This is a genomic window from Comamonas sp. (assembly GCF_036643215.1).
Classification (GTDB): domain Bacteria; phylum Pseudomonadota; class Gammaproteobacteria; order Burkholderiales; family Burkholderiaceae_C; genus Comamonas.
Genome location: NZ_JAVXSJ010000016.1, coordinates 70,876 through 94,780, shown reverse-complemented (window position 1 = coordinate 94,780; position 23,905 = coordinate 70,876). Strand labels below are relative to the sequence as shown.

Here is a 23,905-nt window from a genome sequence, read left to right as displayed (position 1 = left end):
CATTAGCAGCAGTTTTGGCTAAGTTTTTTGCTCGCCGCGCCGGTAGACCCAGACGGCGCCCAGAATCAGCGCCATGCCCAGCCACTGCGCGGGTTGTGGCTTGGCGCCGAACCATAGCAGATCCACCAGCAAAGCCATCACGGGGTAGATATAAGACAGGCCGGCAATGGCCTGCGCCTTCAGGCGCTGAAACGCCGTGTACATCAGCGTATACATCCAGGCCGTGTGCACCAGTCCCAGCAACAGCACGGCAGCCCACGCCTTGGGGCTGAAGACCACATCGGCACGCAACTCCCACACAAATGGCAGCAAAGCCAGAGCCCCGACGCCCATTTGCAGCATGGCAATCTGCGCCGGGGCGATGCGCTTGAGACGCTGGGTGGTCAGCGTGGCCACGGCATACAGGCTGGCGGCCAGCAAGGCCAGGCCAATCCCTTCCCACGATGCCTGATGGGCGCTATCAGCTCCCAGCAAGCCGCTGCTGAGCACCACGCCAACCAGCGCCAGCAAGAGCCACGGCATGCGCCGCAGCGGCAACGCCTCGCCCTGCAACAAGGCCGCCAGCAGCAGCAATAAAAACGGCTGTACGTGATAGACCACCGTGGCAATGGCAATGCCGCTGTAGTGATAGGCGCGAAACAGGCACAGCCAGTTGACGATCAGCGCCAGCCCGCCCAGCAGCAGCCACCTCAACTCAGTGCGCGTCGGCGTTCGCCACTGGCGTGAAACCGCCACCCACACCGCCAGCCCCAGTCCACCCAGAATGCAGCGCAGCCAGACCACCCACAGCGCAGGCAAGCCGCTTTCAACCACCAGCAGGCCAATCGTGCCGGACAAGGCCATGGCCAGCACCATGCGCCAAGTGCCGCCGCCAGACGCAGCAGTTGCCAAGGATGCATGAGGCACATCAGGCACAGCGCCCGGGGATGAGGAAGAAGCATTGAGAGTCATGCTTTGATCTTTATTCATTGACTCCAATTCATCAATGCGTACCAAGTCCACTTACTATTGTTTCTAAATCAACAGTAGCCAAGAGATTGATCCATGAGCACAGAGCCCCGACTGGTCCCCGAGATGCTGGTTTTTGCCAAGGTGGTAGAGCTGCGCAGCTTTGCCGCCGCCGCAAGGCAGCTGGAGCTGACCTCCTCGGCCGTCAGCCGCAGCGTGGGCCGACTGGAGGCGCACTGGGGCGTGCAGCTACTGCACCGCACCACCCGGTCGCTGTCGCTCACGGAGCTAGGCGCCGAGGTCTACGCCGCCTGCAGCCAACTGAGCCAGACCGCCAGCGACATCCACGCCATTGCCGGCCACTACAGCGGCGTGCCGCGCGGCACGGTGCGGCTGACTGCGCCCACGGTGTTTGGAGAGATCTGGCTGACTGCCCAGTTACCCGCTCTGCGGCGCCAGTGGCCTGAACTGGAGGTTGCCATCAGCCTGAGCGATCAGATGCAGGACCTGGCCCAGCAGGGGCTGGACCTGGCCATCCGGCTGACCCGCGCCCACCAGCTTGCGCCCAATATGGTGGCCCGCGAGCTGTGTACGGTGCGCTATATCGCCGTGGCCTCACCCGCCTATCTGCAAGGCCTGTGCAAGCAGCCCGATCACCCTGCGGATCTAGCTCCATCGCAGGGCGTGGAATGCATCACGCTGGGGTATGGCGAATTTCAAAAGCAGCTGCAATGGGTGCGCGGCCCGGGCGCTGCTCCAGAACCCACAGCCACCGATGTGGTGGAGGTCGCCATTCACACCCCCATCTCTATTGGCAGCAGCACCGGCATCATTCATCTGGCGCTGCAGCACCAAGGCATTGGCCTGGTCGCCGACTTTGCCGCCCGCGCCGCGCTGCAAAGCGGTGCACTGCTTCAAGTACTGCCCCAGTGGAGCCTTACCGGCAACTACGCCCCGCGCACCGCCTATGCCGTCTATGCGCCATCACGCCATCTGCCTCTCAAGGTCAGGGCGCTTATTGATCACCTGATCGAGGCCGGAAAGCACACTTAGAGTCGCTAACACCAGCCTTGATACGTCGTTATTTCGCCTTGTCGTACGCTTGTACTGCCTGCGGCTTCATGCCTCGTCTCAACCGCAAATCTGCGATTTTCTGGGTGGTGTTAGCGCCTCTTAAGCACCCACAAAGAGTTCTCCCCGTCAAACCTCTACAAGCTTGTGGACAAAGCACGCCGGGTAGCTGGATAAGCGACTCAAGCCGTTGTTATCAAACGACTTCTTTATTGCTGCTTAATTTTTAAGCAAATCACTCCATACAGGCCTCCTAGCCCTCAAACTACGCAATTCATAGCAACCTGCGCACTCTGGACATGGGCTGGCGGGCAGTTCTCCCCACAGAATCACTACAAGCTTGTGGACAAACCCCGCCAAGACCTTTGATAAGCGATCTAACTCCTTGTCAGACAACAACAAAGCAAGAGCTGATTATTTTTTAATCAACACCACCTCGAAAGCAATGCTCCAGCTGCACAGGGAAGGCAAAACACTAGAGAACACGTTGAACACACCCACAGTGCGCAACCACTGACCACCCAGAATTGCGGCAAAAACTCCGCAATTCATAGCAGCTATCGCGCTATGGACTTGGGCTTGAGGCGAGTTCTCCCCAAAAAATCGCTACAAGCTTGTGGACAAACCCCAGCAAGCTGCTGAACAAGCCAGCTAACTCTTTGTCATGCAACAAAAAAGAGGGCGCCGCTTATTTTTTAAGCAGCACCCTCTTCAGGCTGAAATTCAGGCAGTAAAACGCTTAACGCAGCGGCTTGGGCCAGTCGGCCAACTGATAAGCACTATCCCAGAACATCCACTCCAGCCTTGCCGCATCACGGTAAGCCGCATGCATGGCGGCGCGGGTGGATTCCGTGGCATCTTCCGCCAGGCGATCGACCGTGGCGCAGACACCGCGCACAGCGGCATGGAATTCTTCGCTGGCATAGGTATCTACCCAAGCCTGATACGGGTTGTCAGACGCCGAGCGCGTATGAATGTCGCGCCCCACTTCGGCGTAAATCCAGAAGCATGGCAGCAGCGCGGCCACGGCCACGGGGTATGGTGCGCTCCAGGCGATAGAGACCAGAAAGCTGGTGTAGTGGTGGCAGGCAGGCGAGAGCGGTGTGGCGGCAAACTGCTCAGCGCTCACACCAAAGTCACGCATAAAGCCGCCATGCAGGGCACGCTCGACCACCACGGCTTCATTGGCTGCATTGGCAAACTGCACAACGCCTTCGGCGTTGTCGGACTTCGCAGCCGTCACCGCCAGCGCGCGGCCGTAGGCGACGAGGTAATGTGCGTCCTGAATCATGTAGTGACGAAAGCGCTCCTGACTCAGCGTGCCTGCGGCCAGTTCCTGATTGAAGGGCAACTCCAGCGTGCTTTGGAACAGGGCCTTATTGGCATCCCAGAGGCTTTGGCTAAAAGATAAGTGGTTAGACATTACGACTCCTGAATTGCGAAAACTTCTTTTACTTTAGGCTATTAATTCAAATAATTTATTATATTTAAAAATATTAATTTATTTTAGAAAATAAAAATAATCGTTAAATATTTCAATATTGTATTCAATGCATTATTGATAAAATCTTTAAACATCTTTTCATAAAATTCTTTAGAAAATCCACGGAAAACAAATAACTAAGTGCTCACATCTCATGAAAATTAGTATTCAACACATTAAATTAAATGATACAAATTGTTTCAATGCAATGTACAATTGTCTGAAAATATTTACACCATTTATAAACCTTTATTAATTGCACTTAAATTTAAAGAAATGCTTTTCTCTAATAAATCATTAACCATTCTAGGACTCGCAGCAACGTTGGCATTAAGCGGTTGTGTAACTACAGGAAAAAATCCTACGGCAGCCAGCGGTGCAGTAGCCGGCTCCACTGTGGTTGGCTCCAATAGCGGCTTGGAGCGATGCGAAGTTCCTTTGGGAACCTTGGTTATTGATGATGACCGCGAAAGAGGCTGGTATGGTGATTTCAGTAGAAGAACCAAAATTACAACGATTGAGCCTCTGATTCGTCTCACCGTCATGCAGTCCAACTGTTTTGTTATCACGGCCTCCGGTGTCGGAAAAACAGGCGAAAAAATTGGTCGCATTAGCCATCTGCAGCGTCGGTCTGAAGACTACCGAGAAGACTCGAATCTTGAAGTTGGACAGCGCGTGGCCAGTGACTATTTCTTGGAGTCTGGGATCATCATTAATGATGAGACCGTAGGCCGTTTTACAGGCAAGGCAAAGGGTGAAACAAAGGGCTTGATGTCCAATATTGCTGGTTCCATTGGTGGCGAGGTAGAAACCAAAGTCTCCGTGGTCACCATGTCTTTGTTTGATATTCGCACCGGCGTTCAGCTGTCGATGTCAGAAGGAAACTCCACCACCCGGAATATCTCTGGGGCATTGAGCATCTTTGGCGATAGTGCATCTGCCAGCCTGCGAGGATTCTCTCGCACGCCCGAGGGACAAGCCACAGTCGCAGCATTTGTGGACTCCTACAACAAAATGGTGGTCGCATTGCGCAGCTACAAAGCACAAGAGTTGAGTGGCGGCATCGGTCGCGGAGGCCAGTTGGGCAGTAACACGACACCAACACCAACACCAACACCAACACCAACACCAACACCAACACCAACACCAACGGCAGCAGTTGAGCAAGCCCCTAGTAGCGGGGGTCTATTACAAAAGCTGTTACTTCCTTCGCTGATGCTACTGCATTAAGCTTGAGCCACGCCTAAAAACCTTGAGCGCCGGAGACTTGGACACTGCCCGCAAACTCCGGTGCACCCAGATCGCCGGCACGGTTGCGGCAATCCTTCCCTGGCGCAAGTCTCACCCAAAGCCTGATGCGACTTGCCCTTGACAGAGCATGCAGCAATGCCGCCCCATTTCGGCATCAATCCAGAAGCAAGATAGCAACGCGGCCATACACCACAAGATGGTGCGCGTCATGAATCAGGTCGTGACGTAAACGCTCCTGACTCAGCAAGCGGCCAATTCCTGATCGAAGCGCAGTTCCAGCGTGCATTCGAACAAGGCCTTGTTGGCATAGGTCAACGGCAACCCATGAACAAGGGGAAAACCATAGCCATCAAACTCAGCCATATCTCTCCAACCCCATTGACCGACTGATCAGTCAGTTTATAGACTTGCATCAAGGAATCACCAAAAACATCTCATTCATTGGAAGGTGCCAAGATGAATACCCACTTTGCGGGCGAGCTTCACCGTCGGGCCACGCTGGCCATGCAAACCGGACTGGCTGATGCTGATGGACAGGGCGAGCGGATGCCCGTCTCGCAATACACCAGCGATGAGCAGACTGCGCAGGAGCTACGCCTGTTGCGCCAGTTCCCCCAGCCCGTGGCCGGTAGTTCATCCATCCCCTCGCCCGGTGCCTGGCTGTCGCTGACGCAATTTGGCGCTCCGCTGCTGCTGGTCAGGCAGACTGACGGAGCCATCCACGCGTTTATCAATGTCTGCCGCCACCGCGGCGCACGCGTCGTACCTGAAGGCAGCGGCACCGAAGCACGAGCCTTTACCTGCCCCTACCACGCCTGGACCTACCAGCCCGATGGCGGCTTGCGGGGGGTGCCCGATTCCTTTGGCTTCCCCTGCCTGAAGAAAGAAGACTCCGGCCTCAAAAGACTGGCCGCCGTTGAGCGAGGAGGCGTTATCTGGGTGGTGCTGGATCCCGCATCGCCGATTAGCGATATCGACACCCACCTGGGCCCACTCATGGAGAACCTGGAGTCGCTGGACGGACTCCACTCACCGGTGTCCTACGCGCAGCGCTCCTACGATGTCAACGCCAATTGGAAGCTGCTGATCGACGGCATCTTTGAGGCTTATCACTTCAAGGTTACGCACCGCCAGACCATCGCTCACATGTTCATGAACAACTTGCAGCTGGTGGACGATTTTGACCTGAACCGGCGCCTGTACCTCATCAAGTCTCGCTTTCCAAAAGAGCAACCCGAAGCAGACGACTTCGAGCCGCGCAAGTACGGCAACCTGACTTATTACTTCTTCCCCAACACCATCGTTCTGGTCCAGCCCGACCACGGGCAGCTCAGCTACGTGGAGCCGCTCAGCGCCTCCCGCACGCGGGTGCATGAGCTCACACTGATCCCGACTGAGCCGACTACGGAAAAGGCTACGGCCTACTGGAATGCCAATGTGGATCTGTACCGCCGGACTCTGGCCGAAGACTACGCACTGGCCGAGTCCATACAGGCAGGCCTCGCCTCGGGCGCCAATGAGCACCTCACCTTTGGCACTTTCGAGTACAGCGCGCCACGCTTTCATGCACAGCTCAGGCAGCAGCTGGATTCGCTTCAGTCCCGCGCAGCAAAGACCGTAGCGACTTGACTCCGCCCTCCTGCAGTTGATTGAGCCACACCCTCTACAGATACCGGCTCCTCAGCGTCCGCATCAAGGCCTGCGTCGTGCTACGCCCGGGCGCCACGCTCAGCGAAGACGAGCTGATCGGCTTTATGCGCGAGCAGGTGGCTCACTTCAAATGCCCGAAAAGCGTGGAATTTCTGACAAGCCTGCCGCGCACAGAATCGGGCAAGCTGCTCAAGCGCCAGCTGCGTGCACCGTACTGGGCGGGGCAAGAGCGGGCCATCAACTGAACGGGGGAGACACAGGCGCAGCCACTCCCGCCTGTGCATCACCGCATTTCTATAATCACTGAATGCCCTGCCAACCGCTCTCCCGCAAAGAACTCATTCTGGATCGTGCCGAACAGCATTTTTCCGACCACGGCTTTCAGGGAGCCTCACTTTCGGCCATTGCCCGGGACTGCCAGATCGGCAACCCCAGCCTGCTGCACCACTTTCCCAGCAAGGAAGTGCTATACCGCGCCGTGCTTGAGGTGCAGGCTCGCGAGCTGATGGAGCGCATGGAGCAAGGCGTGCAGTCCGGCGACCCATTGCAGCACCGCCTGCAGGCCTTTATCTTTCTGCAGGTCGCATGGATGCAGGCCCGCCCGGCAGGGTTCAAGCTCATCACCCGCGAGCTGCTGGACAACTCCGAGCGCATTGAGCAAGCCCAGACCCGGCCGCTGGAAGCCTTTTTGCTCCAGAGCGTAGCCTTGCTTGAAGAAGGTCAAGCCGCAGCTCTGGTGCGCAGCGATATCTCTGCCGTGGCCTTGCTGACCATTATTCTGGGCAGCCTCAATTACGCGCAGATTGTGCGGCCCACCTTCAGCAAAGCCTTTGCAGAAGCCGACCTCAAAAGCGAAAGCCACTGGATGCAGAGGATTGCTGCGGATGTGCTGCTGCTCATCAGCGCTTCAGGCTCCGCCTTGAAAAAGGCATAAAGCCACCCTTTCACTCACTCGGCTTTTCCGCCACGCGCTTCTTGCGCGCAGCCCTGCAGCCAATGGCTGAAGGTGCGCAGCGCCGGCGAGGGATGCGCATCCGCCGCAAGCTCTGGCGTGACCAGATAGTAGGCACGGTTGCCGCGCAGCGGCTGAGGGCAGGCAATGATGAGGTCGCCACGGGCAATTTCCTGCTCGATGAGCATGGGCGGGATGAGTGCCACGCCAAGCCCTTCGCGGGCGGCCACGGCCAGCATGGAAAAAAGCTCTAGCCGCATGCCATCCAGCGCACGCGGTGCATCGACGTTCATGGCTTCAAACCATTGCCGCCAGCCGTGGGCTCGCGTGCTTTGCTGCAGCAGTGGCATTTTGGCAATCACCTCCGGGCCCACGGGCAGCCAGGCGCGGCCCGGGTCGCGCTGCTGGGCGGTGGCCAGCAGTTGCGGGCTGCACACGGGCACCACCTCTTCATCCATCAGCCACTGGGCCTGCACGCCGGGCCAACGCGCCACCTGCTCGGGCGTACCGGCGTATAGCGCGGCGTCAAACACCGTATCGGCAAACAGAAAAGGTCGGGTCTGCACGTCGATGTGCACGGTGATATCCGGGTGCTGCTGGGCCAGTTGCGGCAGGCGCGGTAACAACCAACGCGTCGCGAAGGTGGGCACGGCGGCAAGGTTGATGGGGCCGCCCTCGCCCTGATGGCTCATCAAATCCAGCGTGTCACGCTCCAGCCCCTGCAGCCAGCGGCTGACCTGCGTGGCGTAGTGCTGGCCGGCATCGGTCAGCAGCACGCCGTGGCGGGTGCGCTTGAACAGGGCCACACCCACAAACTCCTCCAGCGCAATGATCTGGCGCGAGACAGCGCTTTGCGTCAGCGACAGCTCCTGCGCCGCCTTGGTATAGCTGATATGGCGGGCCGCCGATTCAAAGCAGGCCAGCGCCTGGGTGGAGGGAAGAACTCTTCGCATAGTTTTTATGCTTTCAGCGCATCAATAAAAAATAAAACAAGGTATAAACCCTGATAAATGCTTTTATACATGCGTTTTACTCATCAATTGATGATTATTCATCGTTTGCCTCGCCCTGTTTCACAAACCTAATATGTTTGCAAGCACTCAGGCAACGGCCTGCAAATCAACACTTTGTATTCAGGAGATGAACATGGCACATGGCTACCAGTGGGACGATTGCCTCCAGCTCGATCAACAGCTGACAGAAGACGAACGCATGATCCGCGACGCAGCACGCGAGTACTGCCAGGACAAGCTCAAGCCCCGCGTGCAAGCCATGTTCCGCAATGAGTCTGTGGACCTGTCCATCTTCCGTGAAATGGGCGAGCTGGGCCTGCTGGGCCCCACCATCCCCACCCAGTACGGCGGATCGGGCCTGAACTATGTGAGCTACGGCCTGGTGGCCCGCGAAATCGAGCGCGTGGACTCCGGCTACCGCTCCATGGCTTCCGTCCAGTCCTCCTTGGTGATGGTGCCCATCAACGAATTCGGCACCGAAGCGCAGAAGATGAAGTACCTGCCCAAGCTGGCCTCGGGCGAGTTCATCGGCTGCTTCGGCCTGACCGAACCCGACCACGGTTCCGACCCCGGCTCCATGGCCACCCGCGCCTACAAGGTAGACGGCGGCTACAAGCTCAAGGGCAGCAAGATGTGGATCACCAACAGCCCCGTGGCGGATGTGTTTGTGGTCTGGGCCAAGGAAGTGGCCGAAGACGGCACCGTGGGCCAGATCCGCGGCTTCATTCTGGACAAGGGCATGAAGGGCCTGTCCGCCCCCGCCATCCATGGCAAGGTGGGTCTGCGCGCTTCGGTCACCGGCGAAATCGTGATGGAAGACGTGTTCTGCCCTGAAGAAAACGCCTTCCCTGATGTGCGCGGCCTCAAGGGTCCGTTCACCTGCCTGAACAGCGCCCGCTACGGCATTGCCTGGGGTGCATTGGGTGCGGCTGAAGACTGCTGGCACACCGCCCGCCAGTACACGCTGGACCGCAAGCAATTCGGCCGCCCTCTGGCCGCCAACCAGCTGATTCAGAAGAAGCTGGCCGACATGCAGACCGAAATCACGCTGGGCCTACAAGCCGTGCTGCGCGTGGGCCGCATGAAGGACGAGCACCAGAACGTGATCGAAATCACCTCGCTGGTCAAGCGCAACAACTGCGGCAAGTCGCTGGACATCGCCCGCATGGCCCGCGACATGCTGGGCGGCAACGGCATCTCCGACGAGTTCGGCGTGGCCCGCCATCTGGTGAACCTGGAAGTGGTCAACACCTACGAAGGCACGCACGATGTGCACGCCCTGATCCTGGGCCGCGCCCAGACCGGCATCGCAGCGTTTGCGAACTGATAGCTCCCCCTGAGCGGCTGCGCCGCTTCCCCCTCTCTCTTCGGGAGGGGGACGGCAGCTTCGCCGCGAGGCGGCTCTTGCTTGCTGCCCTCACCTCGGGGCGATGGCAAAGATTGCCGTCACCAACACTTTCTGCTCACTATCTATTAATGAGCTGGTACCGCTTGATTTGTCTGGGTTCTGAATAGTTTTCAGCCCAGAACTCAGACAAATAAAGCGCAAGCAGCTATTTATTTCATTGTTTCGCTTGATCGGGCTACTCGGCATGAACACAACCTCCTCCACTCCCACCGGCGCACTGGCAGGCATCAAGGTGCTGGATCTGTCGCGCGTGCTGGCAGGGCCCTGGGCCACGCAGATGCTGGCCGATCTGGGCGCCGATGTGGTCAAGGTCGAGCGCCCTGTGGCGGGCGACGATACGCGGCACTGGGGCCCTCCCTTCCTCAAGGACGATGCGGGCAACGACACGCGCGAGGCCAGTTACTTCACGGCCTGCAACCGCAACAAGCGCTCAATCACCATAGACATGGCCCACCCCGAAGGCCGCGCCCTGCTGCTGCGCATGGCGCAGGAGGCCGATGTGGTGGTGGAGAACTTCAAGACCGGCGGTCTCAAGCAATACGGGCTGGACTATGCCAGCCTGAAGGCACTGAACCCGCGCCTGGTCTACTGCTCCATCACCGGCTTTGGCCAGGACGGCCCTTATGCCGAGCGCGCCGGTTACGACCTGATGGTGCAGGCCATGACCGGCCTGATGAGCATTACCGGCCATGCCGATGGCGAGCCCGGCGGCGGCCCGCTCAAGGTGGGCGTGGCCGTGATCGACGTGTTCACCGGCCTGTATGCCAGCAACGCAATTCTGGCGGCGCTCAATGCGCGCCACGCTACAGGCGAAGGCCAGTACATCGACATGGCGCTGCTGGATGTGGGCATGGCCGTGCTGGCCAATCAGGCCGCAGGCTTTCTGGCCACCGGCCAGGTGCCCAGCCGCGCCGGCAATATTCACCCCAGCCTCGCGCCCTATCAGGACTTTCCAACGCTGGACGGCAATGTGCTCTTGGCCATTGGCAACGACGGGCAGTTCGCTCGCTTCTGCGCCGCCATAGAGCATGCCGACTGGGCACAGGACGAGCGCTTTGCCACCAACACCGCCCGCGTGCAAAACCGCAGCGCGCTGCTGGCGCTGATGAAGCCCGTGATGCTGACACGCAGCACCACAGACTGGATTGCGCTGCTGGAAGACAAGGCCGTGCCCTGCGGCCCCATCAACACCATTGCCGAAGCATTTGAAGACCCACAGGTCAAAGCGCGCGGCATTCAGCAAAGCTTGCCGCGCAATGCAGGCGACGGCATTGGCCACATTGCCACTGTTGCCAGCCCCATGCGCCTGTCGGCCACACCGGTTACCTACCGCCGCGCACCACCCGCCCTGGGCCAGCACACCGATGAGGTGCTGCGTGAGTTCGGGCTGGATGAGCAAACCATCGCTGATCTGCATGCACAAAACGTGGTTTAAGCCATGGTTTGAAAGCCTGCCGGTCTGAACGATCCACCCAATAAAAAACAGAGGGCAAAAGCCCCAAAAAACTGCAGCCAGCTTTCAAAAGAAGCGCACTGCACATCACACTTCCAAGGAGACAGATATGTTCAAAATCACTGCCACCGTTCTGGCAACCCTCGCGCTTTGCGGCGCAGCACAGGCTCAAGGTGCCTACCCCAACAAGCCAATCCGCCTGCTGGTACCTTTTGCGGCTGGCGGCACGACGGACCTGATTGCCCGCGTCATCGCAGAACCTCTGAGCCGTGAGCTGGGCCAGTCCGTTGTAGTGGAAAACAAGGGCGGCGGCGGCGGCACCATTGGCGCAGCTGAAACGGCACGCGCCAAGCCCGATGGCTACAACCTGGGCATTGCCACCGTGTCCACCACGGCCACCAACCCGGCCATCAACCCCAAGATCACCTACAACGTCGCCACCGATTTCACGCCCATTGTGAACATCGCCGCCACGCCCAACATCATTGCCGCCAACCCAAAGTTTGCGGGCAAGGATTACAAGAGCTTCCTGGCTGAGGTCAAGAGCAACCCCGGCAAGTACTCTTACGCATCACCCGGTCAAGGCTCCATCACCCATCTGATGATGGAAATGTTCAAGCTGGAAACCAAGACCGACATGACCCACGTGCCTTACCGTGGATCGGGTCCTGCGCTGAACGATGCGGTTGCCGGCCAGGTGCCTCTGATTTTTGACAACCTGCCCTCCACTCTGCCCTTCGTCAAGGAAAAGCGCCTGACGGCCCTCGTCGTCGCAGCTCCCCAGCGTCTGGCTGCACTGCCTGATGTGCCCACCTTCAAGGAAATGGGTCTGCCCCAGGTCAACCGCATGGCGTACTACGGCATCGTTGGCCCCAAGAACCTGCCCAAGGAAGTGGTGGACAAGATCAACGCCGCCGTGCGCAAGGCCGTGCAAGATCCTGCGGTGAAAAAGCGCATTGAAGAAAGCGGCTCCATCATCATGGCCGACACACCTGATGCCTTTGCCAAGCAAATGGCTGAAGAGCTGGTCGTCTACAAGAACGTGGTGCAAAAGCAGAACCTGAAGATGGAAGACTAAGCGTCTTCATCCCCCCAAAAAAGTCCTCGCAGGTGTGAATGCCTGCGAGGACTTTTTCTATGTACCGCTCATGCACAAGCAAGGTGCTGGTGCATGAAACTGGTGCAGCTTAGAAACGATGGCGGATACCCACCACCGCGCTGGTGCCGGATTTATTGGGAATGTCCATGCTCACGCGGTCATACATGGCCACGGCATAGACATCGGTGCGCTTGGACAGAAAATGGTCATAGCCCAGACTAACGGTGGTTCTTGTGCCGCTGACGCTGCCCACTTCAGACTTGGTGCGTGCAGCCGCAGCCTTGATGGTGCCTGCCGTGCCACTGACGGGTACATCCAGACCCAGCGAGACCGTGGTGTTTTCACGGTTCTGCGCATTGATCTTGGCCTGACCGTAGGTGGCATAGAGCTTGGCCACGCTGAAGTCATAGCTACCGCCGACCATCCAGTTGCTCTTGGTCGGCATCACTGCCAGAGAGACCGGGTTGTTGATCTGCGCGCGCTCGTAAAAAGCGGTCAGGCTCAGCGGGCCGCCGAAGTACATCAGGTTCAGGCCCACATTCTTCTTGCCCTTGTTGCCGCTGCTGGTCTGCTCACCGAACTGGTAATGCACATTCGCCTTGAGACCGCCAAAGCTGGGCGTGGTGTACAGAATCTGATTGCTCCAGCCCGTGTTGGACGCCGTGGTCAGGCTGTCATTGCCCCATGCCGCTGTCGTCATATTGGCATGCAGAACCAGAGGAGAGACCGTGAAGGAGTCGCCAAACGGGTTGGTCAGCACGGTGGGCAGAAAGTTCGGTGCCAGACCACGGCCCAGGCTCACGCGGCCAAAGCTGCCAGCCAGACCCACATTGGCATCACGCGAGAAAAAGGGGTCGGCATCAAAGCGGCCGGGAGTGCCCGTATCGGCACGAAAAAAGCTGGTGATATTGAAGTCGGCCTTGAGCCCACCACCCAGATCTTCCACACCCTTCACGCCCCACCACGAGGTGGTCAGGCCACCGGAGCCGACCGAAGCCACGCGCTCCTGCCCGGCCATCTTCATGGAGCCCACGTAGGTATCGACAGTACCGGTGAGCTGCACCGAGCTTTGGGCCTGGGCCGACAGACTGGCTGCAGCCAAGGCAATAGTGGTAAAGGTTGCGGCAAACGCTTTCATGGATGATTTCCTCTCTTAAAAATTTGAGACAAACCACCCATGCAAAAGTCAGGCCAGTTTTGTATACAAAGCTAAGGCTTGCGTCGAAAGCTGTCGGCCAGCTTCAGCATCATGAACAGCCACAGCGCACCACCTGCGCCAATCAACAGGCCGCCCACCAGCCCGATATACCCCATGCCCCACTGCTGGCTGACAATGCTGCCCAGCAGCGCACCGCCACCAATGCCGATGTTGAAAATGCCCGAGAACATGGACATGGCCACATCCGTCGCATCAGGGGCCAGGTTCAGTACCTTGGACTGCATGGTCAGCGCAAAGCAGATCATGGCAATGCCCCAGATAGAGCTTTGCAGGTACAGGCTCCACTCATGCGCGCTGCTCGTTGCCAGCAGCAGCAGGCTCAGCGCCAGCACGGCAATGGCAGCCAGCAAAAAGCCGCGCGGGAAGCGCAGGCCCAGCCAGCTAAACAGCACGCTGCCCACAATGCCCATGCCGCCGTACAGCAGCAACACGGCCGTGGTCACATCAGCGGCGTGGCCGGCAATGTTCTGCACAAAGGGCTCGATATAGCTGTACGCCGTGAACTGGCCGGTAATCACCAGCACCAGCAGCACATAAATGCCCACCAGCGCCGGGCGCTTGAACAGCATGGGCACGCTTTTGAGCGAACCGGCGTTCTCGCTGGGCAGCAGCGGCAACAACTTGCCCAGCGTCACCATAACCACGGCAGCCACGCCGCCAATGGCCAGAAACGTCATGCGCCAGCCCAGCCATTCACCCACAATGCGCCCCAGAGGAATGCCCAGCACCATGGCCATCGATGTGCCCGTGGCCAGCAGGCTCAGTGCCAGCGCCTTGCGGCCCGGGGGTGCCACGCGCACGGCCAGTGAGGCCGTGATGGCCCAGAAGATGGCGTGCGACAGCGCAATGCCGATGCGGCTAATGACCAGCGAGGCATAGCTCCACGCCACGCCCGACAGCAGATGACTGACCACAAACACCGCAAACACGCCCATCAGCAGCTTGCGCCGCTCCACATTGCGCGTCAGCAGCATGAAGGGCAGCGACGCCAGCGCCACCACCCACGCGTAGATGGTCAGCATCAGCCCCACTTGCTCGACACGCAGGTCAAAGCTGGCACCAATGCTGCTGAGCAGGCCAACGGGCACAAACTCGCTGGTGTTGAAAACAAAAGCGCCCAGCGCCAGCGCAATTACGCTGAGCCAGGCCTGGGTCGGGGTTCTTGTCGAGGTTGGTGCCAAAGCAATGGGGTCTGTAGAAAGTTCTGTCATGCCAAAAAAGCGTGCCGGCGCCCTGCGCCACAAAACCCAGAATTGTGCGCGTGCACCAAGACAGTACGCAGACAGCACGGCCTTTCCCCGGCAAGCGCCGGGGTTGGACCCGCTAGTCAGCCACTCAATACGCCACGGTAAAGCGGGCCCGGATGTGCTCGTTCTTGTCCAGTGCATCCACCAAAGCCACGGCCAGATCCTGCACCGAGATATCGCCGGGCTGGCCATCGGCCTGCATCAGGGGCTCATCCTTGCCGGTGCGGTACTGGCCGGTGCGGCCCTTGGGCTGCGCAGCCGATCCACCGTGAAAGCCCACAGCAGGGCTCAGTAGTGTCCAGTCCAGATCGGTTTCTTTCTCCAGCTCCGTCAGCATGTCGCGCGCTGCCGATGCACCGGGCTTGATGAAGGCCGGGAAATCAGGCGAATCCACCAGTTGCTGGCCATTCACATACAGGCTGCCCGCGCCGCCCACCACCAGATAGCGCTTGATGCCTGCGGCCTTCACACCCTGAACAATGGCGCGCGAGCCTTTCATGAAGTCGTCGTAGATATTGGGGTTGGTCCAGCCCGCGTTGTAGGCACTGAGCACGGCGTCGCAGCCCGCCACAGCGCGCTGAACCTCGTCGGCGTTCAGTACATCGGCCTGAACGACCTGCACATGCTCACGAACGGCAAACGCTTCGGGCTTGCGCGCAAGCACCACTACCTCGTGACCACGGTGCAGCAGCTCTTCCAGCACGCCTGCACCCACAAAACCCGTAGCGCCAATCAATGCAACTTTCATTTACTAACTCCTTGTGTGTTCAACAAGACTGAAGATTAATCGGCATTAATCCGCAGAAAAACCCCCTTCAGACACCATGACCTTGAAGCACAGCTTCAAAATAGAGACATGGAAGATTTCAAACGCATGGCGATTTTTGCGACGGTGGTCGAGCGCAGCAGCATGAGCGCGGCTGCGCGCCAGCTGGATATGTCACCCTCGGCCGTCAGCCAGCACATTCGCCAGCTGGAGCAGGATGCGGGCGTGACGCTGCTACATCGATCGACCCGGCAGCTGACACTGACCGACGCCGGCCAGCGCTTTTACGCCCAGTGCGCCGCCATGTGTGAAGCCGCCAGCCGCGCACGGGCCGAGCTGGCTGCCGAGCTGCAATTGCCCAGTGGCGAGCTGCGCTTCGCCGCTCCCGCAGGCTTTACCCAGCATGCCGCGCCTGCGCTGGGCCAATGGTTAGCCGCACACCCCGCACTGCGGCTGCGCCTACTGATGGATGACACGCCAATTGACCTGATTCAAGCCCGGGTGGACCTGGCACTGCGCTTTGGCAATCTGCAAGACTCCAGCTGGGTCGCCCGCCACCTGGGCCGCAGCGCCACCGTACTGTGTGCATCACCCCAGTGGCTGCGGGCGTACGGCAGCACACCACAACACCCCGCAGAGCTGACGCAACTGCCCTGGCTGGAGCTAAGCCGCAATGAGGAGGTGCAGACCGACTTTCTGTGGCACCACCACAGCACCGGGCAGGAGTACCGGCTGCAGGTGCTACCGCAGATGGTCAGCAACCACAGAAGCGCTGTTCAGCAGTTTTGCGAAGCCGGTCTGGGCATCGCCCTGCTCTCTGCCCATGACGTGGCTGCCAGCCTGAAAAACGGCACGCTGGTGCGCCTGCTACCCGACTGGGACATGGGCATGCTGGACATCTGGGCCGTCACCGCCAGCCGCGACACTCTGCCCGCCAAGGTGCGTGAAGCCATCAACGTACTGCGCCAGTACTTTGCCCAGCTTGATGGGGTGCAGAGCACAGCCGCCTTGACATAAAACTATCAATTCTATAGCTGCCTGCGCTTTGCAGAAAAGCGCAAAAAGCTGTTTTCACTCCAACAAAAAAGCCTGCCAATGCAATCGCATCAGCAGGCTTTGAAATTCCGGACTACCCAATCAGGCAACCAATCCGGATGCACTCAATCGTTCAGATCACTTCAGCTCGATAGGCGTCTTGTTGCCAGCTACGTAACGGCTCAGTGTGTAGCTGGGGTTCTTCATTTCGCCGTTCTTCTCGAAAGCGATCTTGGAGGTCACGCCCTGGAAGTCCGACTTCTGCAGGAAGGGGATATAGACCTTGGGGTCCCAGGAGTTGGCGCGCTTCATGGCGTCAGCCAGCAGCATGGTGCCGTCATAGAAGTACGGACTGTAGACCTGGAACTGACCGGGGTACTTGGCGTCGTAGCGCTTCTTCCACTCGGTGCCGCCAGGCATCTTGGCCAGCGATGCACCACCGTCGGCGCAGACCACGTTGTCCAGCGGCTTGGCGCCTGCGGCCACCTTGGCCAGCTCGGTCACGCAGATGCCGTCGCCGCCAAACATCTTGACGTCATTCATGCCCAGCTGAGCCATCTGGCGCAGCATGGGGCCAGCCTGACCGTACATGCCGCCGTAGAAGATGGCATCAGGCTTCTTGGCCTTGATGGAGGTCAGGATGGCCATGAAGTCCGTGGCCTTGTCGTTGGTGAACTCGTTGGCAACGATCTTGATGCCCTGCTTTTCGGCATCCTTCTTGAACACATTGGCCAGACCCTGGCCGTAGGCCGTGCGGTCGTCGATGACGGCAATGTTCTTGAGCTTGAGGGTCTTGGCCGCATAAGTGGCCAGCGCCGCGCCCAAGGCATTGTCGTTGGCGATCACGCGGTAGGTGGTGTTCCAGCCGGGCTTGGTCAGATCAGGGTTGGTCGCCGCGCCGGTAATCATGGGAATACCGCAGTCATTGAACACCTTGGACGAAGGAATCGCCACACCGGAGTTCACAAATGCCACGGCGCCCGCCACCTTGTCATCGCACAGTTTTTGCGAAGCAGCCGTGCCCTGCTTAGGGTCAGCCACGTCGTCTTCAGCCACCAGTACGAACTTGACCTTCTTGCCGGCAATTTCCATGCCCTTAGCGTTCAGGTCTTCGATGGCCATACGCACGCCATTTTCATCATCCTTGCCGAAGTGCGCCTGAGGGCCAGAGGTCGGGCCAATGTGGCCGATCTTGATGACCTGCTCCTGGGCCATGGCGCCCCCCGCCATTGCTGTTACTGCTGCCGCGATACACAACTTGCCAAAATTCTTCATTGCGCACTCCACTCGGTTGAGACAAGGCGCTACCTTATGCCTCGTTACAGGCAGTTGGCAATGAGGCAATCACATAGGTGCAAGGAGTGCTACACCGGTACAACAATCAGTGTTTTCAGGGATCGGCAAGGCTGCCCAGCTGTGCTGTAAAAACTGCAAGAAAACGGATGCAGGAATTTGGGGAGTTTCCTGTCAACGCCATGCCCAGGCGCTGGGCATGGCGCGCACTATCTCAGTGCAGATCAGGCAGCCTTGGCCTGCAGCAGGGCATCCAGCTTGGCGTGCTGATCCAGCGTGTTCAGGCAGGCGTGGGCCACTTCTGCGCCCTTTTTCACAAAGTGCTGGCGGAAGAATTCCACATGGTCGCCATGCTCGTGGAAGTCACGCGGTGTCAGCACGGCAGAGAACACGGGCACTTCAGAATCCATCTGTACGCGCATCAGGCCGTCAATCACGGCCGTTGTCACAAACTCGTGCCGGTAGATGCCGCCGTTGACGATGAGCGCGCAGGCAATCACTGCATCAAAGCGGCCGCTTTGCACCAGCTTCTTGGCCATGAGGGGGATTTCAAAAGCACCGGGGACGCTGAAGTGCTGGATGTTGCCTGCCTGCACGCCTTGCGCCTGCAGTTCAGCCTGCGCTGCATCGCGGGCCTGGTACACCACTTCGGTGTGCCAGCTGGCGCTGATGATGGCAATGCGGCTGCGGCCCGCCGTAGTCTTCCAGGGGGTACCTGCGGAAGTGGCGTGGGTTTCAAAGTTCATGGTGCTAGGGGTCTGATTCATGGTGGTATTTCCAAAATTTCCAATGAATCAGGGCGTGCGCAAAGACACCCACCCATGCGGCAGCAATGGCTGCACCAAAGGCGAATGCTGCGCGATCTCTTTCATCCGGACTATGACCGTCGGCTCTGGCATCTCACCAGATCTGCTGACCCTGCGGGCTCTGACGAGACCGCAGGCGCTCGCGGGCTGCTGCAGTCCGGACCATAGGGTCTGGCTGCAGATACCGCCGGTGGGGAATTACACCCCGCCCTGAGAACGCTGCTTTGCGGTGAATGGTTTCACCACAAGACAAAGTCATTCTAGCGACGCTTTGACGCAGCTTTTGGCAAAAGGGTCACTATTGCGTCACTTCGAAAAATTAAGAAAAAATGGCTTGAAACGCATGTAAATAAAGAGCCCGCAGCTATCAAATTGAAGTACGCGACCCGGAAGTCAACCTCGACTGGCAGCCACACGTTAAACACAGCAAGATCCAGTCAGCGCCTTTCGCGTTGACGATCACCTCACAAGGCAAGTCATGAAACAGTCCCTGCAGGCGCTGCTGTCAACCTCCACACGCTGGGCCACCATCGGTGCGCTGGCTGCGCTGTGCACGGCCTGCGTCGCGATTCCTGGTGAATATGACTCCGGCTACAGCGGCAGTTACGGGGGCAGCTACGGCTCCACCCCCATCTACAGCAGCCAGCCAGCCTACCCGGCTTATCCCGTCTATCAAGGTCAAGACCGCAACGAATGGGCGATTCGTGAGCGCGAGCGTCGCCAGTGGGAGCGCCAGCGCGAGCAGGAACGCGACCGTGCCCAGCACATGCGTGAGCATCAGCAGCAAGACCGTGAACGCCAGCAATGGCAGCGCGACCAGCAGCGCCAGCAAGAACAGCAGCGCCGCGACTGGGAACGTCAGCAGTCCCAGAACCGCCGAGACCAGGAGCAGAATCGCCGCCAGCAGGAGCGCGACCAACAGCAGCAAATGCAGCAACAGGCACAGCAACGCGACCGTGACCGCATGCAGGCCGAGCGCGACCGCCAGCAACAAGTCCGTGACAGGCAGCAGCAAGAACGTGATCGAGATCGTGACCAGCGCCAGCAACAACGCCAGCGCGAAGGTCAGCAACAGGGCTTTCCTCCACGCGGCGACTGGCGCTAATCGCCTGTTCTGGCAGCAGGGCTGCGCTTCAATTTTTTCTTGCAGCCCCTCATAATTTGCAGGCATTTACAGCCATCAAAGGATTGGTCATGCCGAAGTTCAACTCCCTGCAACCGGTCATGCGCATGCTTTCGCTAGCCCTGCTGCTGGGTTTGGCGGCACTGACCGGTACAGCGCAAGCCCAGGTTCTGCGCTGCATTGACGCCAAGACCGGCGAGGTGACCTATACCAACGGCCGCTGTGTTTCAGGCGAATCGACCACCCAGATTCAGGCCCCACAAAGCGCCGAAGAAATTGAAGCCGAGCGTGCCCGCGCACTCAAGGCCCGGGAGCGCAGCAAAGCCGAGATAGCCCGCGCTGAGGCAGAGCGCCGCCAGCGTGAAGAGCAGGAGCGCAAGGAGCGCGAAGCCGCCGAGAAAGCGCAGGCCCGCGCCGGTGGCAGCCTGGAAAACTCCCCCGCCTGCCGCCAGGCTCGTGAACGCTACAACGCTATCTTGGCCGAAGCCAACCCCGACCCCGCCACATGGGGTGAGCGCAGCCAGGCAGCACAAGCCCAGATGGAGCTAAGCTGCCTGGGCGCAGCCGCCTATCAGCAGCTGCAGCAAAGCCGGGCGCTGCAGCCCAATGCCATCAACCGCCCGCAATGGGGTTATGGCCGCCCACCCCATGCATATCCGCCTGTGCGCCCGACTCCATCACAGCCGCCGGCCAAAATCGTCAACTGCAATGTCTTCCGCTGCTACGACGACCGCGGCGGTGTTCACCCGATACCTTGATGCCCCTGAGCGGCGGCGCTTAGTGGGCATCGCTGCGTTTGCGCGAGCCAGTTGCCTGGCCGCTATGCTTTTCCAAGCAAGCCCTGCAGCACTGTGGGGTAGCGCAGCCTTAGCCCCAGCTCTTTCTTGAGCCGCTGATTCGACAGCCTTCGTGACTCGCTCATGAAGCTCAGCAAGCTGGCCGGCAGCTCGGTCTGTGCCAGCTCACGCGAAATACGCGGTGGCCTGGCCATGCCGTACAGATCGGCGGCCAGATCAAAGTAATCACCCATCTTCAGCTGCGTATCGTCACTGGCGTGATAGATGCGCTGCGGCTTTCCGCGCCACAGCGCCCGCAGGCAGGCCCGGGCCAGATCATCGGCATGAATATGGTTGGTATAGACATCATCGGCCGCCAATAACACCGGCGTGCCCCGCTGCAGACGCGGGCGCGGCGTGCCGCCCTCACGGTCAGGCGCGTAAATGCCGGGAATGCGCAAGATGCTGACCCGCAGACCTGAGCGCCCGGCAAAGCGCACAGCCCGCTCTGCATTCACGCGGCGCTGCGCCCGGCCTGTGGTGGGCGCGACAGCCCTGGTCTCAGTCACCCATTGCCCCTGACAGTCGCCATACACACCGGAAGTCGATGCATAGACCAGTCTGCGCGGCAGACTGCGCAAGCGCAGGGCCTGCAGCAGCGCCGTGGTGCGCGCATCTAGCCACCAGCCCTCCTCCGCCTCCGACAGCGCAGGTGGAGGCGCCAGATGCAGCACCCGCGTGGCGATGCCCGCCAGTCGGCGCAAGCTGCTCATGTCATCCAGATCACCCCACAGCGGCAACACGCACTGCGCCCGCAACTGAGCTGCGCGCTCGGGCTTGCGGCTCAACGCCATCACCTTGACTGTCCGGTCAAGCAGCCGGGCCGCCCGCTGGCCGACATCGCCATAGCCTACGATCAATACACGTTCACGACGAAAGCGCGCTGGTAGCGCACCCAATGGGCTTTGGTTTGAGGGCAAAATCGGGGCCTGCTGCGTACACGAATAGAGGGTCATCCACGCTGCTGCGACTGCAGCAACGCTGGGCAATGACTGCCAGTTACGCCTTCAAGGATACCTAGAAAACGCCATGACCGAGATTGCCAACGCTTCGTTTGAAATTACCGTCCAGCCCAGCGGACGTTCATTTGCCACTCAAGGCGCTGAAACCATTCTGGCCGCAGCGATCCGTACTGGCGTAGGCCTGCCCTACGGCTGTAAAGATGGTGCCTGCGGCTCCTGCAAATGCAAGAAGATCAGCGGCGATGTGAGCCACGGCACCCATTCGGACAAGGCTCTGAGCGCCGATGAAGAAGCCAGCGGCTATGTGCTGACCTGCTGCGCCACGCCCCACAGCGATGTGGTGCTGGAGTCACGCCAGGTGACCGATGCCAGCTCTTTCCCCATCAAGAAAATGCCCGTGCGCGTGGCCGCGCTGGAGAAAAAATCGCACGATGTGATGCAGGTTCGCCTGCAACTGCCCGCCAGCGAAAAGTTCCAGTACCACGCCGGCCAGTATGTGGAATTCATTCTGCGCGACGGTGCCCGCCGTGCCTACTCCATGGCCACCGCCCCTCATGTGCAAGAAACCACACCCGGCCTTGAACTGCACATTCGCCACATGGAAGGCGGCAAGTTCACCGACCATGTCTTCGGCGGCATGAAGGAAAAAGAAATTCTGCGCGTGGAAGGCCCGTTCGGCAGCTTCTTCCTGCGTGAAGATTCGGACAAGCCCATCATCTTGCTTGCCTCTGGCACCGGCTTTGCCCCCATCAAGGCCCTGATCGAGCACATGCGCCACAAGGGCATCAACCGCCCCACCACGCTGTACTGGGGCGGCCGCCGCCCTGCCGACCTGTATGACGCGACATGGATTGCCGAGCACACCGCCGCCATGCCGCAGTTCAAGTACGAACCCGTGATCTCGGACGCTCTGCCTGAAGACGCCTGGACGGGCCGCACCGGCTTTGTGCATCAGGCCGTAATGGCCGACTTTGCCGATCTGTCCGGCCATCAGGTCTACGCCTGTGGCGCGCCCATCGTGGTAGATTCGGCCCGCGCCGCTTATACCAGCGAACGCGCCCTGCCTGCCGAAGAGTTCTATGCGGATGCTTTCACCTCCGAAGCAGACAAGTAAGTATCTTTATTAGCGCGAACCCCGATGCTTTCCATCACTCATCGGGGTTTACGCGCAAAATTCCTGTTTGAATAACTACCTTGTCTGACAGGGTTGCAATTTTTTGCACAATAGTGAGCCATGAACCGTAGAAACAGCCTTCTCTCGGTCATGGCGGCTGTTGCTGCCCTGGCCTCCCCCCTCTCCCAGGCCCAAGAAACCATTCGTCTGATCGTGCCTTATGCGCCCGGTGGTCCGCTGGACATCACCTCTCGCGCTCTGGCTGAACGCGTGCGTGATTCGCTGGGCGTTGTCGTCATCGACAACAAGGCAGGTGCGGGCGGCAACATCGGTGCCGACGCGATTGCCAAGGCCCAGCCTGATGGCCTGACCATTGGTCTGGCAGCAACCGCCACCCATGCCGTCAACCCCTGGCTCTATGCCAAGATGCCCTACGACGCAGGCAAGGACTTTGCTGGCATCACCCAGATGGTGCGCGTACCCAATGTGCTGGTGATGAATGCCGCCAAGGCCGCCCAGCTCAAGATTCACAACATGGCTGACCTCATCAGCTACGCCAAGAGCAACCCCGGCAAGCTGAACTACGGCAGTGGCGGCAATGGCTCTGCAGGCCATCTGGCCGGTGAAATGCTCAAGCAAAAGGCAGGCATCTTCGCCCTGCACGTGCCTTATCGCGGTGCTAACCCTGCCCAGCTGGCCTTGCTGTCGGGCGAGGTGGATTTCAATATCGACAACCTGGCTGCTGCCGCACCCAATATCAAGAGCGGCAAGCTTGTGCCGCTGGCCGTGACATCGCTCAACGCCTCGCCCCTGCTGCCCGGAGTGCCAGCGCTGTCCAAGACCTACCCCGGTTTTGCGATTGATACCTGGTGGGGCTTGGTCGCCCCCGCAGGCACACCCAAGCCCGTGCTGGACAAGCTGAGCAAGGCCTTCAACGACGCCCTGCAAGCCCCAGAGACCAAGACGCGCTTCAGCATACTCATGGCTGAACCCGTGGGCTCCACGCCTGCCGAGTTCGACAAGTTCATGGCTGCAGAGCGCGCCAAGTACCAGCCCATCGTCAAGGCCTCTGGCGCCAAGGTGGACTGACCCAATCTAGCGATACGCTAATACAAAAAGCCCCGGCAGCAGCGATGCTCCGGGGCTTTGATGTTTCAGGGCTCTAGCACTTTATAC

The 23,905-nt window shown here is 59.5% G+C and carries 22 protein-coding genes, 1 pseudogene and 1 riboswitch; of the genes and pseudogenes, 13 read left to right on the top strand and 10 right to left on the bottom strand.

Annotation, left to right across the window (positions count from 1 at the left end; genetic code table 11):
* Positions 1-18: 18 nt before the first annotated feature.
* Positions 19-951 carry a DMT family transporter gene (locus RSF91_RS12675; RefSeq protein WP_332568758.1) on the bottom strand — a complete coding sequence of 311 codons (933 nt, stop codon included), beginning with the start codon at positions 949-951 and terminating at the stop codon, positions 19-21.
* A gap of 93 nt (positions 952-1,044) precedes the next feature.
* On the opposite strand from RSF91_RS12675, the gene RSF91_RS12670 reads away from it, so the two are divergent.
* Positions 1,045-2,001: a LysR family transcriptional regulator gene (locus tag RSF91_RS12670; protein ID WP_332568757.1), complete on the top strand. Its 957-nt coding sequence runs from the start codon at positions 1,045-1,047 to the stop codon at positions 1,999-2,001.
* Positions 2,002-2,758: 757 nt separating this feature from the next.
* On the opposite strand, the gene tenA is transcribed toward RSF91_RS12670, so the two are convergent.
* On the bottom strand, positions 2,759-3,442 hold the full coding sequence (gene tenA, locus RSF91_RS12665) for a thiaminase II (RefSeq protein ID WP_332568756.1): 684 nt from the start codon (positions 3,440-3,442) through the stop codon (positions 2,759-2,761).
* Between the two features lie 336 nt (positions 3,443-3,778).
* Here tenA and RSF91_RS12660 point away from each other — a divergent pair.
* Positions 3,779-4,594 (top strand): annotated as a pseudogene (locus tag RSF91_RS12660) (hypothetical protein); the annotation flags it as partial.
* 399 nt (positions 4,595-4,993) lie between these two features.
* Here RSF91_RS12660 and RSF91_RS12655 read toward each other — a convergent pair.
* Entirely contained in the window at positions 4,994-5,116 is a 123-nt protein-coding gene (locus RSF91_RS12655; RefSeq protein WP_332568754.1) for a hypothetical protein, read from the bottom strand.
* Positions 5,117-5,209: 93 nt separating this feature from the next.
* Between RSF91_RS12655 and RSF91_RS12650 the strand changes: the two genes are divergently transcribed.
* The 3 genes from RSF91_RS12650 (at position 5,210) to RSF91_RS12640 (ending at position 7,337) form a co-directional block, all read left to right on the top strand.
* Positions 5,210-6,382, top strand: coding sequence for an aromatic ring-hydroxylating oxygenase subunit alpha (locus tag RSF91_RS12650; RefSeq protein ID WP_332568753.1), 1,173 nt, complete (start codon positions 5,210-5,212; stop codon positions 6,380-6,382).
* 20 nt (positions 6,383-6,402) lie between these two features.
* Positions 6,403-6,648 (top strand): AMP-binding enzyme, encoded by a 246-nt coding sequence (locus tag RSF91_RS12645; protein WP_332568752.1) that lies wholly within the window; start codon positions 6,403-6,405, stop codon positions 6,646-6,648.
* A 62-nt stretch (positions 6,649-6,710) separates the two neighbouring features.
* Entirely contained in the window at positions 6,711-7,337 is a 627-nt protein-coding gene (locus RSF91_RS12640) for a TetR/AcrR family transcriptional regulator (protein WP_332568751.1), read from the top strand.
* A gap of 14 nt (positions 7,338-7,351) precedes the next feature.
* Here the strand turns inward: RSF91_RS12640 and RSF91_RS12635 are convergent, their stop codons facing one another.
* The gene (locus RSF91_RS12635) at positions 7,352-8,308 is read right to left on the bottom strand and encodes a LysR family transcriptional regulator (protein WP_332568750.1); all 957 of its coding nucleotides are present in this window, start codon (positions 8,306-8,308) and stop codon (positions 7,352-7,354) included.
* Between the two features lie 193 nt (positions 8,309-8,501).
* On the opposite strand from RSF91_RS12635, the gene RSF91_RS12630 reads away from it, so the two are divergent.
* The 3 genes from RSF91_RS12630 to RSF91_RS12620 all read left to right on the top strand — a co-directional run bounded on the left by RSF91_RS12630 (position 8,502) and on the right by RSF91_RS12620 (position 12,307).
* A complete protein-coding gene (locus RSF91_RS12630) occupies positions 8,502-9,695 on the top strand; it encodes an acyl-CoA dehydrogenase (protein ID WP_332568749.1) in 1,194 nt (397 codons plus the stop codon).
* A 265-nt stretch (positions 9,696-9,960) separates the two neighbouring features.
* Positions 9,961-11,211: a CaiB/BaiF CoA transferase family protein gene (locus RSF91_RS12625; protein WP_332568748.1), complete on the top strand. Its 1,251-nt coding sequence runs from the start codon at positions 9,961-9,963 to the stop codon at positions 11,209-11,211.
* A 127-nt stretch (positions 11,212-11,338) separates the two neighbouring features.
* Positions 11,339-12,307: a tripartite tricarboxylate transporter substrate binding protein BugE gene (locus tag RSF91_RS12620; protein ID WP_198461585.1), complete on the top strand. Its 969-nt coding sequence runs from the start codon at positions 11,339-11,341 to the stop codon at positions 12,305-12,307.
* Positions 12,308-12,416: 109 nt separating this feature from the next.
* Here RSF91_RS12620 and RSF91_RS12615 read toward each other — a convergent pair whose 3' ends face one another.
* The 3 genes from RSF91_RS12615 to RSF91_RS12605 all read right to left on the bottom strand — a co-directional run bounded on the left by RSF91_RS12615 (position 12,417) and on the right by RSF91_RS12605 (position 15,542).
* Complete coding sequence (locus tag RSF91_RS12615; protein ID WP_332568747.1) at positions 12,417-13,466, bottom strand: porin; 1,050 nt, start codon at positions 13,464-13,466, stop codon at positions 12,417-12,419.
* Positions 13,467-13,537: 71 nt separating this feature from the next.
* Complete coding sequence (locus RSF91_RS12610; protein ID WP_332568746.1) at positions 13,538-14,758, bottom strand: sugar transporter; 1,221 nt, start codon at positions 14,756-14,758, stop codon at positions 13,538-13,540.
* Between the two features lie 124 nt (positions 14,759-14,882).
* Positions 14,883-15,542 carry an NAD(P)-dependent oxidoreductase gene (locus tag RSF91_RS12605; protein ID WP_332568745.1) on the bottom strand — a complete coding sequence of 220 codons (660 nt, stop codon included), beginning with the start codon at positions 15,540-15,542 and terminating at the stop codon, positions 14,883-14,885.
* Positions 15,543-15,650: 108 nt separating this feature from the next.
* Between RSF91_RS12605 and RSF91_RS12600 the strand changes: the two genes are divergently transcribed.
* On the top strand, positions 15,651-16,577 hold the full coding sequence (locus tag RSF91_RS12600; protein WP_332568744.1) for a LysR family transcriptional regulator: 927 nt from the start codon (positions 15,651-15,653) through the stop codon (positions 16,575-16,577).
* A gap of 156 nt (positions 16,578-16,733) precedes the next feature.
* Here RSF91_RS12600 and RSF91_RS12595 read toward each other — a convergent pair whose 3' ends face one another.
* Both RSF91_RS12595 and RSF91_RS12590 read right to left on the bottom strand, forming a co-directional pair.
* Complete coding sequence (locus RSF91_RS12595) at positions 16,734-17,870, bottom strand: branched-chain amino acid ABC transporter substrate-binding protein (RefSeq protein ID WP_332568743.1); 1,137 nt, start codon at positions 17,868-17,870, stop codon at positions 16,734-16,736.
* 242 nt (positions 17,871-18,112) lie between these two features.
* Positions 18,113-18,655, bottom strand: a complete 543-nt coding sequence (locus RSF91_RS12590; RefSeq protein WP_332568742.1) for a 6,7-dimethyl-8-ribityllumazine synthase — start codon at positions 18,653-18,655, stop codon at positions 18,113-18,115.
* An 89-nt stretch (positions 18,656-18,744) separates the two neighbouring features.
* A riboswitch (FMN riboswitch) is annotated at positions 18,745-18,916 on the bottom strand.
* 256 nt (positions 18,917-19,172) lie between these two features.
* On the opposite strand from RSF91_RS12590, the gene RSF91_RS12585 reads away from it, so the two are divergent.
* The gene (locus RSF91_RS12585) at positions 19,173-19,799 is read left to right on the top strand and encodes a hypothetical protein (protein WP_332568741.1); all 627 of its coding nucleotides are present in this window, start codon (positions 19,173-19,175) and stop codon (positions 19,797-19,799) included.
* An 89-nt stretch (positions 19,800-19,888) separates the two neighbouring features.
* Entirely contained in the window at positions 19,889-20,575 is a 687-nt protein-coding gene (locus tag RSF91_RS12580; RefSeq protein ID WP_332568740.1) for a DUF4124 domain-containing protein, read from the top strand.
* A gap of 62 nt (positions 20,576-20,637) precedes the next feature.
* Here the strand turns inward: RSF91_RS12580 and RSF91_RS12575 are convergent, their stop codons facing one another.
* Complete coding sequence (locus RSF91_RS12575; RefSeq protein ID WP_332568766.1) at positions 20,638-21,513, bottom strand: SDR family oxidoreductase; 876 nt, start codon at positions 21,511-21,513, stop codon at positions 20,638-20,640.
* Between the two features lie 169 nt (positions 21,514-21,682).
* Here RSF91_RS12575 and RSF91_RS12570 point away from each other — a divergent pair, with 169 nt between their 5' ends.
* On the top strand, positions 21,683-22,729 hold the full coding sequence (locus RSF91_RS12570; protein ID WP_332568739.1) for a CDP-6-deoxy-delta-3,4-glucoseen reductase: 1,047 nt from the start codon (positions 21,683-21,685) through the stop codon (positions 22,727-22,729).
* A gap of 120 nt (positions 22,730-22,849) precedes the next feature.
* On the top strand, positions 22,850-23,818 hold the full coding sequence (locus RSF91_RS12565) for a Bug family tripartite tricarboxylate transporter substrate binding protein (protein WP_332568738.1): 969 nt from the start codon (positions 22,850-22,852) through the stop codon (positions 23,816-23,818).
* The last annotated feature ends 87 nt before the right edge of the window (positions 23,819-23,905 follow it).